The organism is Maritalea sp. (assembly GCF_047634455.1).
Taxonomy (GTDB): domain Bacteria; phylum Pseudomonadota; class Alphaproteobacteria; order Rhizobiales; family Devosiaceae; genus Maritalea.
The window spans coordinates 20,894-33,779 of the sequence record NZ_JBLIAI010000007.1 but is presented as its reverse complement, the minus strand read 5'-3'; the positions used below and the strand labels follow the sequence as shown (position 1 = coordinate 33,779).

7 protein-coding genes are annotated in these 12,886 nt (G+C 50.7%); 2 read left to right on the top strand and 5 right to left on the bottom strand.

Going from position 1 to position 12,886, the window contains the following annotated elements:
- Positions 1-22 precede the first annotated feature (22 nt).
- Positions 23-1,867: an ABC transporter ATP-binding protein gene (locus ACJAZW_RS03875; RefSeq protein ID WP_415155558.1), complete on the bottom strand. Its 1,845-nt coding sequence runs from the start codon at positions 1,865-1,867 to the stop codon at positions 23-25.
- Between the two features lie 157 nt (positions 1,868-2,024).
- Here ACJAZW_RS03875 and pepN point away from each other — a divergent pair, with 157 nt between their 5' ends.
- Together pepN and ACJAZW_RS03865 are read left to right on the top strand one after the other, a co-directional pair.
- Entirely contained in the window at positions 2,025-4,664 is a 2,640-nt protein-coding gene (gene pepN / locus ACJAZW_RS03870) for an aminopeptidase N (RefSeq protein WP_415155595.1), read from the top strand.
- Between the two features lie 161 nt (positions 4,665-4,825).
- Positions 4,826-6,268: an ATP-binding protein gene (locus tag ACJAZW_RS03865; protein WP_415155557.1), complete on the top strand. Its 1,443-nt coding sequence runs from the start codon at positions 4,826-4,828 to the stop codon at positions 6,266-6,268.
- Positions 6,269-6,276: 8 nt separating this feature from the next.
- On the opposite strand, the gene ACJAZW_RS03860 is transcribed toward ACJAZW_RS03865, so the two are convergent.
- The 4 genes from ACJAZW_RS03860 to ACJAZW_RS03845 all read right to left on the bottom strand — a co-directional run bounded on the left by ACJAZW_RS03860 (position 6,277) and on the right by ACJAZW_RS03845 (position 12,803).
- Positions 6,277-9,159: a bifunctional [glutamine synthetase] adenylyltransferase/[glutamine synthetase]-adenylyl-L-tyrosine phosphorylase gene (locus ACJAZW_RS03860; RefSeq protein WP_415155556.1), complete on the bottom strand. Its 2,883-nt coding sequence runs from the start codon at positions 9,157-9,159 to the stop codon at positions 6,277-6,279.
- Between the two features lie 11 nt (positions 9,160-9,170).
- Positions 9,171-10,565, bottom strand: a complete 1,395-nt coding sequence (locus ACJAZW_RS03855; protein ID WP_415155555.1) for an ATP-binding protein — start codon at positions 10,563-10,565, stop codon at positions 9,171-9,173.
- Positions 10,558-11,229 carry a winged helix-turn-helix domain-containing protein gene (locus ACJAZW_RS03850; protein ID WP_415155554.1) on the bottom strand — a complete coding sequence of 224 codons (672 nt, stop codon included), beginning with the start codon at positions 11,227-11,229 and terminating at the stop codon, positions 10,558-10,560. Before ACJAZW_RS03850 ends, ACJAZW_RS03855 begins: the two co-directional genes overlap by 8 nt.
- A gap of 74 nt (positions 11,230-11,303) precedes the next feature.
- Positions 11,304-12,803: a Do family serine endopeptidase gene (locus tag ACJAZW_RS03845; protein WP_415155553.1), complete on the bottom strand. Its 1,500-nt coding sequence runs from the start codon at positions 12,801-12,803 to the stop codon at positions 11,304-11,306.
- Positions 12,804-12,886 lie beyond the last annotated feature (83 nt).

The window sequence follows — 12,886 nt, the reverse complement described above, 5'->3', positions numbered from 1 at the left end:
GGCAACAGCATTTTTGTGTACACTACTCAGCTGCTGCGAAACCGCCTGACTGTCGTTTCCACAATTGGGCGTAGTGCCCGTCTTGTCGCAGCAATTCGTCATGCGTGCCTTGCTCGACAACTTTACCATCATCCATCACCACCAAACGATCCATGGCGGAGATTGTAGATAGGCGGTGGGCAATGGCGATCACGGTTTTATTTGCCATAAGTTCGGTCAGTTGCTCCTGGATGGCGGCTTCAACTTCACTGTCGAGCGCTGACGTTGCTTCATCGAGCACCAGAATGGGCGCATCTTTGAGCAAAACCCGGGCAATTGCGATCCGCTGGCGTTGACCGCCGGACAGTTTCACGCCGCGTTCGCCGACTTTTGCATCGTAAGCTTTGTTGCCATCTTCATCCTGCAATTCCAGAATCACATCATGAATTTTGGCGCGTTTTGCCGCTTCAATCATTTGCTCGTTGGTTGCATCGGGTTTGCCATATCTGATGTTCTCGCCAACTGAACGGTGCAAAAGCGACGTATCCTGCGATACAAACCCGATGGCTTGGCGCAAACTGTCTTGCCCTACCCGCGAGATGTTTTGCCCATCAATTGAAATAACGCCCTTTTCAGCGTCGAACAGACGCAATAACAAATTGACAATTGTGGATTTGCCCGCGCCAGACCGCCCAATCAATCCGACTTTTTCACCCGGTTTGATATCAAGGTTCAACTGATCGATGACCCGCTTGTCTTTGCCACCATCATAATTAAACTTCACATCTTCAAAGGCGATCGCGGCACTTGCCACGTTCAGTTCTGGCGCGTTGGGTTCATCAACCATTGTCAGAGGTTTTGAAATGGTATCCATCCCGTCACGTACCGTGCCCATGTCACGGAAAATCCCAGACGCCACTTCCAAAATCCAACCGGAAATATTGAGCAATTGCCAAACGAACGGCACGATCATAGCGAGTTGACCTGTGGTAATTAGCCCCTTGTTCCACCACGACAGAGCCAGATAGCCCGTGGTGATCAACAAAATCGTGTTGATGACAAACAGGCTCATCCACATGCGCGAAAATACACGCATCAATAGCCGGAACTGTTTGATGTTTTCTTCCACCGAGTCGGCGACATATTTGTCTTCTAAGTTGCCGGTGGCGAACGTTTTTAGGGTTTGGATATTGGCGTAACAATCAACCATACGCCCGGTAACAACTGACCGCGCGTTCGAATTGATCTTGGACTGTTTTGCAATTGCGGGCAGCGAAAAATACATGAGGATCAGATACGCGGCGGCCCATCCCAAAAGCGGGAACAAGAACACAATATCCTGGTTGGCCAACACACCTGTCGCGACAATAAAAAATACGACCATGTACCAGACCGCGTCGATCACCTCCATGGCGCTATTTTCAAGCGAAGGGCCCGTTTCAAATATCTTGGAGGCGATACGGCCCGCAAAGTCTTTTTGGAAAAAAGTCCAGCTTTGACGCACCACGTGCCAATGGGATTGCCACCGCACCCGCCCGACCAGTGATGGCACGATGGTGTGATATTGGATTAGGATATCCAGTACAAAAATCGAAGGACGCAGCGCCAACGTGATGGCCATGGCCAGCAGCAACGCGCCTTGGTCTTTGAACAAGGTTCCCGGCTCTGTTCCCGAAACCAGATCAACGATTGTGCCAAGGAATACCGGAATCATGGAATCAATGCCCGCGCCGATGGCCACGATGATAATCTTGAAGATGACTGGCGTTCTAAACTGGCCTAAAAAGTAACCATAGAATTTGAGCAACCCCATCGGCGGATGTGGATTGGATTCAATATGAGTCGGCGAATAATGCTTTTCGAACCAAGCGAATATAGAATTTAACATGTTTGATACACAAAAAGGTTGGCAAGCTGGTTTGAATCAACCAGCCTTTCAGATTAGATGCAGTGGACGGATTTGGCTGTAGCGGTTCTGCCACAGTATGTCGAAATATAAAAACTCGCCCAAAATGGCGCAAAAACAACTCGGGAATGAAGAGTAGATAATGGCTGAAGATAATAAAACCACTTACCTAAGTGACTATAAACCAAGCGATTATGTGCTTGCGACAACCGAACTTGATGCGGTGTTCACACCAGATGCAATGGACATCAAAGCAATCTTGTCATTTTCCTTGCGAGACGATGTTTTGGTCGGCACCACACTGAAATTGCACGGCGAACACTTGGAATTGGTGCGAATTGCGATAGACGGTCGGGTGCTGGCCGAGGGTGAATATTTTATCAGCGAAAAACACCTTGAGGTTTTCAATCCACCAAGAAGTTTTAAACTTGAAACCACCGTACGGGTCAAACCGGAGAGCAATAAAGCGCTTGAAGGGCTTTATCGATCAAGTGGGGTTTGGTGCACCCAATGCGAGGCGGAAGGTTTCCGCCGGATCACATATTCTTATGATCGCCCTGACGTGATGTCGGTTTACACCGTGCGCATGGAAGCAGACAAGGCGCTGGCGCCTGTGCTCCTTTCAAACGGTAATCCGGTTGAAAGTGGAGAACTTGACGGCAACCGTCACTTTGCGATTTGGCACGACCCACACCCGAAACCATCATATCTTTTTGCCATGGTAGCGGGTGATCTTGCCCATATTGAAGACAATTTCACCACGATGACCGGCAAACCCGTTGATTTGGCGATTTATGTCGAACACGGAAAAGAAGGCCAGTGCGACTGGGCGATGGACAGCTTAAAGCGCTCTATGGTTTGGGATGAGAGACGCTTCGGGTGCGAGTATGACCTGAACGTTTTCAACATTGTCGCGGTTTCCGATTTCAATATGGGCGCGATGGAAAACAAGGGCCTCAACATATTCAACGACAAATGCATATTGGCCGACCCGCAGACGGCGACCGATGATGACTATGAAAAAGTTGAAGCCATTATTGCGCACGAATATTTCCACAATTGGACGGGTAACCGCATTACTTGTCGCGATTGGTTTCAGCTGTGCCTCAAAGAAGGCCTTACCGTTTTCCGTGATGAGGAGTTTACCAGCGACGAGCGTTCCCGTGCGGTTAAGCGGATCATTGATGCCCGCGATTTGCGCTCCCATCAATATGCAGAAGATTCAGGCCCACTTGCGCACCCCCCTCGCCCCAATCAGTTTAAAGAGATCAACAATTTTTACACCGCCACTGTTTATGTGAAGGGCGCTGCAGTTGTGCGAATGATCCAAACCTATTTGGGGGTGGAAACGTTCCGCAAAGGCATGGACATCTACCTTAAACGGCACGATGGCGATGCGGCGATTATTGAAGACTTTGTGAAATGTTTTGAAGATGCGAGTGGCAAAGACCTTAGCCATTTGCAAAAGTGGTACACAGTTGCAGGTCGGCCTGACGTCAACGTCACTCACTCATATGACGGCGAAAACAAACGCCTGACGATCAAATTAGAACAAATCAACAAACCAACACCGGGCGAACCAACAAAAGAGCCCAAATTCATTCCCATTCGGTTTGGTTTGGTGTCAGACAATGGCGAAGATTTGAGTTGGGAAAGCGTTAGCGGTGCCAATGTAGACGGCGACTTGATGATTTTGGATCAAGCGTCGCAAACTGTGGTGTTTGAAGGCGTTTCAAGCAAACCAACTCTATCACTGTTCCGAGATTTTTCCGCGCCGGTGAGTGTGAATTCCGATTTAACGCTAGAGGATAAACTCAAACTCTCCAGACTAGACAATGACCCGTTTAACCGTTGGGACAGCCTGCAAAATGTTGCACTCGACATTTTGGTACCTGCGGCAAAAGTTGGTGGTGACGACCCGACCCCACAAATCCTAGGTAAACTTGCTGAAGCGTTCCGTTCCATCCTGATCGACGATCACGTTGACAGTGCATTTAAGGCGTTGGCATTGAGCCTACCCTCACAAAGCGTGTTGGCGGAGCATATTGGCGCAAATGTCGATCCAGAACGCATCTACAACGTTCGACGTGCGGCATTGTCCGCCATTGCTTTGATGATTGAGCCAGAATTGGCGGAAGCGTACAAATCCTTACTGGATGATGGCTCTTATTCACCCGATGCAAGTTCAGCGGGCAAACGCGCCTTAAAAAATCAATGCCTTAGCTTATTGCTGGCGGCTGACAGCGACAAAGGCGGCCAAGTTGCGGTTGCACAATATCACGCGGCGACCAACATCACTGATCGTAGCGCAGCGTTGGGTGCATTGGCTGCTTCAAACCATCCAGAGGCAACACAAATGCTGCGGCACTTCCGCGACAATTATTGCGACAGCGTGCTGGTGTTCGACAAGTGGTTGACGTTAAACGCCATCATTCCAGATGAGGGTGCGCTCGACAGGGTAAAATCATTGATGGATGATCCACAATTCAACATTGAAAACCCAAACCGTGTGCGATCCTTGGTTGGCGGTTTCGCGGCCAACCAATTGCAGTTTGGTCGCAAAGATGGGGCAGGTTTTCAGTTTGTTGCTGAGCTGATTGCCGACATCGACACACGAACACCACAGCTTGCAGCGCGACTGCTCACGCTGTTCCGCTCATTCAAACAATTCGAATCAACGCGGCGGGAGGTGGCAAAAACTGCGCTTGAAACGCTCAAGAACAACCCTAAATTGTCACCTGACTGTTCGGACATATTGGAGCGCACACTGGCTGGATAGTTTTTTCACTGTTTAAGTGATTCAAAAGACTCAAGGAATTTTGAGATCATTGGATAGTTGCAAATTGGGGGCTCGACAAGAGTCCCCTTTTTGATTCAATCTCTTAGCCAACGAGACCGAATATTCTCGCACGGGGCAGATATTGATACTGGAGAGCAACAATGTTGACGACGGAGCGATCCGACGGTGCTGCAAAGGGATTTAGAGCGACACAGAAAGTGTCGACGAACCCCACAATTTCGCAAAAGCGCACGTTCACTTTTTCCAACTTCAAATCCATCTTTTTGATTTCGCCCGATGTCCAATTTGAGAATGCAAAAACCCTTATCGCCCTGTTGGTTGTCGCAGCGGCGATTTTCTTTTCTTCGGATTTTGAGTTACCTGTACGCGCCGCTATTGGCCTTGGCGCAACGGTGACCGCATTTGCGTTTTTTCGTCTCGTGCATTTGTCATCGGAAATTGCACAAGAAACAGTAGAACCCAACGTTCTACACGACACGCTTGAGCACATGCCGCACGGCTTAGCGCACTGGGGGGCGAATGCCCAACTCATTTGGTGCAACAGGGCCTATAGAGACTTAATGGGGCTTGAAAAGACAAATGCCGAACAAGGGACGTCATATTCTGACATCATGAGCGAGGCGACAAATCCAATTACGTTCGACGCGCACAAAGACAATCAAAATCACCGGCTGGTGATCGCCAAATGCGCAGACGACAAAACGATCCGCATAGAAGACATTTCGGACCCAGCCCACAATTTTGTTACAGTCATTACAGACTGCACTGATCATTTCAAAGCAACCCGCGCGAAGAAAAAGCTCGAGCAACAATATCGTGAGCTCGCAAAACAATACCACGCCGAAAAATTAGCCGCTGAAACCGCCAGCAGATCAAAAACCAGTTTCCTCGCGCACCTCAGCCATGACATGCGCACCCCATTGAACCATATTATAGGGTTTGCCGATTTGGTGCAGCATGAGCCATATGGGCCATTAGGTGACAAGCGATACGGCAATTATATTGCTGACATCAAGCGTTCGGGTGAATCATTGCTTGCAAGTTTTGCAGCCATTTTAGACTTGGCGCAACTTGAAGGCGGAGAAACCGTACAGAACAACCAAGACGTCGATATGTACAAATTCGTGCAGCAAAGCCTACGGCGTCACACCGCGCGGGCAACACGCGCTGGACTGAAACTTGAAGCGCAAAATATATGTGACAGCCATGTTGAAGCTGACCCAGCACTGCTCCGTCGGATGATCGACAATTTGATGGACAACGCCATTCGGTTTACGCAGGATGGGGGATCAATCGTGCTCAATTGCTGGTGCGGTAGCGACGGCGTTGTGCTGGAAGTGACCGACAGTGGAATTGGCATGCCCAAGGAGAGGCTTGAGCTGTTGTCACAGCCGTTCATTTTAGGTGAAGCTGCGTTTTCCAAAGAGCATAGTGGCTTAGGACTTGGCATCGCCACCTCGCGGGCGATTGCTGAATTGTCCAACGGCTCGCTGGTCATAGACAGCAATCCAGGCATTGGCACAACGGTGGCGATCACGCTGCCCACCAAGAGTGAAGACAGCACATTAGAAAAAGCCGCTTAGCGATTCAATTACTTGATAAAATCACCAAATAACTTGGCGACGTCGTTTTGCTTGTCGGCCAACTCGTCTTCAAGCAGTTGCAGGCTTGGGAAGTTGGTTGTGCGCGTTAGCAGCTCAACGAAGCCATCGGTCCATTTGTCGGTTTTTGAAGGCTCGTTCTGACAAGCGGCGGTAAGTTGTAGCACAACATTGTAGAGCGCATGCGCTTGTTCAAGCGGTTCCGCGGTTGCAATCTTACCTTTTGCCTGCAACGCCGCAAACACCTCAAGTGGTGGTGCTTGAGGCACCGCCAATTCTGCACCAAACGCGAGTTGTCCAAATTGGGCGATGAATTCCAAATCAATCAAGCCACCGGTGGCCAATTTGATGTCCCACGCTGACTTTGCCGGACGCTCGCGCAATAGCCTATTGCGCATATCCAATACATTTTCAACGATTTTAGAATGATCTTTTGGTGCCGCCAAAACATCTGCAATAACGTCCGAAATTCGTTCCCCCAAACGACCATCTGCAAAGACCACCCGCGCACGCGAGAGGGCCATATGTTCCCACGTCCAAGCGTCTTCGTGCTGATAGCGCTCAAATCCTCTCAAACTGGTTGCCAAAGGCCCTGCATTGCCTGACGGTCGCAAGCGCATGTCGGTTTCATAAAGCACCCCTTCGGCGGTGGGTGCTGAAATTGCAGCGACCAACCGCTGGGTTAGTCGAATGAAATAGTGAGAGCTATCAAGCTGCTTTGGCCCGGTTGATAGTTCACTGCCAGCAGAAAGATCATAGATCAAAATAAAATCCAGGTCTGACTGGGCGTTCATTTCACGGCTGGCCAATTTGCCAAATGCAAGCAGAGCGACTTGTGCGCCCTCCACCTTGCCATATTTTATTTCGAATTCCTGACGCACCGCTTCAAAAACCCAATTAAGGAGTATCTCGGCCAATGCGCTATATTGCGCTGCCGCCGCACCAGGGGCCAATGTACCCGCGATCAACCCTGCGCTAATCAGGAAAATCTGCTCTTGCCCGAATATGCGCGCCCGATCAATCAAATCCTCATAGGACCGCGCCTCGCCCAGAAAATCTTGTGCCTTGGTGTCGATGGTTTTGGCAGTTGGCACCTCATCGTAAAATGCCGGGTCTATCAACCCGTCAACAATGTGCACCCGCCGCAAAATGGCGTCAGTCATGCGCGGCGCGGCAGCCATAAAATCGATCAGCACGTTTTGCAGGCGATGGTTATTTTGCAGCAATGCGAACAGCTGTACGCCCGCTGGGAGTTTGGAAATGAAAAAGTCAAATTGGCGCAAAGCTTCATCCGCATTGCTGGCATTTGAGATGTTACGAAGCAGGCTGGGATTAAGGGCGGACAATGTTTGCCGTGCTTTGTCCGCTCGCGTCGCGGCGTAACCGCCATAATGCCAGCGTTTGATGGTTTCAATTACTTTTGAAGGGTCTTTGAAGCCAATTTGGGATAGTTTTGTCCATGTTGCCGGGTCATCATCGCTGCCGATAAACACCAAGCCACCCAAATCGTCATCAACCTCATCATCACTGAACAATTCGCCATAATGGTCCACCACGGCGTCCAAGCATTCGCGATAGGCGTCTTTGAAGGCCTTCACGTCATCAAAGGGCAAAAGGGCGACAATCGAGGCCAGTTGATCATCATTGTCGGGCAATGAATGAGTTTGTTCGTCATTGATCATTTGCACGCGGTTTTCGACCGAACGCAGGAACCAATAGCGTTCAATCAGGCCATGGGCGACATCACTGGCAATCCAGTTTGTTGCGGCGAGTGCGTTAAGCGTGTCCGAGGTTGAACGCGTGCGCAACAGCGGGTCTCTGCCCCCAGCAATTAATTGCTGCACTTGCGCAAAAAATTCAATTTCCCTGATACCACCACTGCCCAATTTGACATTATGGCCAAGCACCGCGCGCCCCGCGACATTTTTAGCCGTATTGATCTGACGTTTGATGGATTTGATGTCGCCAATAGTGGCAAAATCCAGGTGTTTACGCCAGATAAACGGCGCAAGTTCGTTGAGGAACTGTTCGCCGGCCACAACATCTCCAGCACATGGACGCGCCTTGATCCACGCTGCCCGCTCCCAGTTCTGACCTCGAGATTCGTAATACGCCAACGCAGCGCCAGTCGAGATCGCGACCGGTGTGGATCCGGGATCAGGACGAAGTCGCAAATCTGTTCGGAACACATAGCCGGTTTCGTCGCGCTCTTGCATAATGGCCGCTAGGTCACGAACTATTTTCTCATAGATGCGCCCTACACGCGGATTGTCGGCAATCGGCGACCGAGACAGCTCATAAAAAGCAACGATGTCGATGTCTGAAGAGTAATTAAGCTCCAACCCGCCATGCTTTCCCAAAGCAAGAATGGTCAACCCGCTCTGGCGTGCCGGGCGACGTTTAGGATCAATGGCAACCCCTTGCGCCTCAAAACGCTCTGTGACCAAAAAATCAAGCGCCGCGTCCAGGCAATTGTCGGCAAATAGCGCCAACCATTCTGTTGTGTCTTTGGCCGATGTTGCGCCCGAAACCTCTGAGACAGCCGCAATTAACGCGATGCGCGACTTTAGCTTACGCAACCATGCCCGCAAACCTTTTTCGTCGAAGTTGTGCGCTGCGACCCCCGCAGTTTCAGCCAAAATATCGGCAACTGTATCTGAAGCTGGTTTTGCCAGCGCCGCGTCAAACCACTCAAGGTTTGCGCTTGCACAGTCGCGCAAAAACGGCGCAGCACTAAAAACGGTTTGTAAACTGGACTGACAAGATTTCAGATTTTTAAGAGGCGTCTTGGCGCCTGCCAAAATGTCGCCAAATGCATCACCATCACCAAATTGCTTCTTGAACGTTTGCAAGTGGCTGGCAAGTGATGTCATGTTCGCGGGCCTTAGCGTTGTGTTGGCAAACTCAGCCGGATCAATGCGCCCGGCCCGTTATCGAGAATTTCTATTTCTCCTTTATGCAGCCGCGCGACGGCGGCGACAAGGCTAAGTCCCAACCCAGAGCCTGGTTCAGACCGACTTTTTTCCAACCGTACAAAACGCTCAAGAACGCGCGTCCGGTCCTCCACCGGAATCCCAGCTCCATTGTCAGCAACCTCAATGATCGTGGTGGCGTTTTCGGTGCGTAGCGAAATGGTTATGGCTGGGTCGTTTTTTGCCCCTTTGGCATATTTGATCGCATTTTCAACCAGATTGACCAGCGCCTGCCCGATCAACTCGCGATTGCCCGAGAATTTTTGCGGTGCTGCCAGCTCGGTTGAAATGATGATTCCAGAATCTTCGGCAACGGGTTCATATAGTTCGACAATATCAGCAACCACCTCCGCGAGGTCGATATCAACAAATGCACTTGAAGGCGAACCAGCTTCAACCCGCGCTATCAACAAAAGTGCGTTGAATGTGCGAATGAGCTGATCGCATTCTTCAATTGTGGTTTCCAAAGCTTCGCGCTGTCGTTCTGGCTTCGTGCCGTCTTTAAGAGCGCCTTCCACCTTGTTGCGTAATCGTGTTAGCGGCGTTTTCAAATCATGTGCCACATTGTCAGTGACTTCTTTGAGCCCTTGCATAAGTTGCTCGATCCGCTCAAGCATCGCATTCAAATTGGTGGCCAAACCGTCAAATTCGTCATTACGCTTGGTCACGGGAATGCGCTCAGACATCGACCCAGACATGATTTTGCGGGCCGTGTCAGAAACAGCATCAACCCGCCTTAATACTGAACGCGCTGAGATGACCCCGACAATAACGGACAGAATAATGATCCACAGAACGCCCCAGCCGAAGGCTTGAAAGATAACAGCGGCATAGCTACGTCGCTCAACGATGTCCCGTCCAACGACAAGACGAAATCCGCTTGGCAAAAGAAAACTTTTGACCAATGCGACACCATTTGTCCGCGGATCATCCTCGTTAAAACCTTCGCCGCGGTCATAGTTGAAAGTATGGGTGCCCGGGTTCTCTAGGACATAAATGGGAATGGATTGAACATTGCCAGCGATGGCTTGGCCCGCCGGATCAGATACATAATAAATGCCGGGTCCGGGTCGGGTCGCACTGCGTTGCAACGCAACGACCAAACCGCGTGTGCCGAGCCGTTGATATTGGCGGTTAAGCTGCTCAATTTCAGTGTCGATGGCTTGCAGTTGTTGCCGTTGGATCATGATCGAAGTTTGGTAGGCAATATAGCCCAAAATGGCGATGGCAAAAACCACAAACATGGCGACCAGCAACGCTGTTAGCCTGAAAGTTGTGGTCCGCCAAAGTTGCCAGAAGCTATGCACGAATCATATATCCAGCACCGCGAATAGTGTGCAGCACCTGGGTCTTTCGCCCTTTATCAATTTTTGTGCGCAAGCGCGACATGTGCACGTCGATCACATTGGTTTGCGGATCGAAATGATAATCCCATACATTTTCCAACAGCATGGTGCGGGTGACAACTTGCCCGGCATGCTTCATCAAATATTCCAGCAGGCGAAACTCTCGTGGTTGTAGCGTGATTTTTTCACCTTCGCGTTCCACAGCACGCGATAAACGATCAAGGCACAGATCGCCCACTTGATAGGCGGTTGAGGCTTCTGCGGGCGAAGACCGTCGCGCCAGAACCTCAACGCGGGCAAGAAGTTCGGAAAAAGCATAGGGCTTGGTGAGATAGTCATCGCCGCCAGCGCGCAAGCCCGTCACGCGGTCGTCGACTTCACCCAACGCCGACAGAATAAGCGCGGGCGTATCGTCATTCTCAGCGCGCAGGGATTCGATTATGGATAGGCCATCGCGGCGGGGCAACATGCGGTCGACGATCAGGATGTCGTAGTCCATGGAACTCGCCATGGCGTAACCCGTTTCCCCATCGGCAGCGTGATGGGTAACATGCCCGGCCTCGTCCATGGCCTGCATGAGGTAGTTGGCCGCTTCGCGATCATCTTCAATCAAAAGAATCTTCATATCGGCCAAACTACCCTTAACGCTTGGTTTGTACAATTGCTGGCCGCCCCAAAAGGGCGACCAGCTTAAGTGGTTTATTCCAGAGGCAAGCCAACAAAACGGGAATTGCCGTCGCGGGATGCTTTGATCAATATTGTGCTGCGGCCAGCCGCTTTGACATCGGCAACGGCTTTTTCAAAATCAGCGACTGAATTCACTGCCATTGAGTTAGCTTGCAAGATCACATCGCCTGGTGCAAAGCCTTTTTCCACGGCTGAGCTGTCCTCCATAATATTGACAATCACCAAACCATCGCCGTCCTCATTTGGCAACAACACAAGGCCGGTTGCTGTTTCTTGCGGCTCCATCGGATCAACGGGCGCAACTTCTTCTTCGGGTTCCACCAATGCTTGTTCGTCTGTGAGCGTTGCAAGTACCACATTAATTTTCATGCGCTTATTGTCGCGCCACAATGTTACTTCGACATCAGTTTCAGGACTAAACTGACCAATGATCCTTGCCAAATCTCGTGCATCATCAATATCGTCGCCGTTCACACTCAGAATAATGTCACCAGATTGAATGCCCGCTTTTTGCGCCGGTGAATCTGGGCGTGGTTCTGTAACCAAAGCGCCTGATGCCTTGTCCAATCCAACGCTCGCCGCAATGTCGTCGCTGACATCTTGGATCGATACGCCCAAATATCCACGCGTGACATTACCATCGTCCATCAGGTCGAACACAACTTGTTTAACGACAGAAGCGGGAATGGCAAACGCGATACCGACATTGCCGCCGCTGGGCGAAAAGATTGCGGTGTTGACCCCGACCACTTTGCCGGTTGTGTCAAATGCTGGCCCACCCGAATTGCCGCGGTTCACGGCAGCATCAATTTGAATAAAATCATCGTACGCGTTGGCATTAATGTCTCGGCCGCGAGCCGACACGATGCCCGCTGTTACGGTGCCGCCAAGTCCAAATGGATTACCAATTGCTACAACCCAGTCACCCACGCGGGCTTCTGCGTCGGAAAATTCAACAAATTCCAAGTCCGCAACGGCTTCAATTTTGAGCAGAGCCAAATCCGTTCTGGGGTCTGTGCCGATGATTTTGGCGTTCATTTCCGCACCATCGTCCATGATCACCACAACTTCTGCGGCGTCTGCAACCACATGATTGTTGGTCACAACAAACCCATCGGCTGAAATAATAAAGCCAGAGCCCATAGATTGACCAAAACGTGGGCGCTTCTTGCGGTTGTCGTTTGGATTGCCGCGCTGACCAAATTGGTCTTCAAACTGCTTGAAAAAATCCTCAAGCGGATGCCCTTCAGGCAAGTCCGGCATTTCAAACCGCTCGCTGAACTGGGGCCCGCGCGTTTCAACAATTTTGGTTTTCACCCGAATAGAAACAACGGCTGGACGCACGGCCTCAACCAAATCCGCAAAGCTGAATGGCGCGGCGGTTTGCACAGCAATTTGCGCACTTGCCGGGATTGAGGTAGCGGCTACACCCACAAGGGCCGTTGTTGAAATCAACGCAGCAGCCGCGATGGCTGTAAAGCGTTTCGTTTTAGACAATTTTATGAGCTGCATGAAGGCTTCTCCTCGATGATGCATTTCCCAGTCGAACAGCCTTGAATGTGCAATATCGCGCCTTTCTGTACCATGAAAGGAAC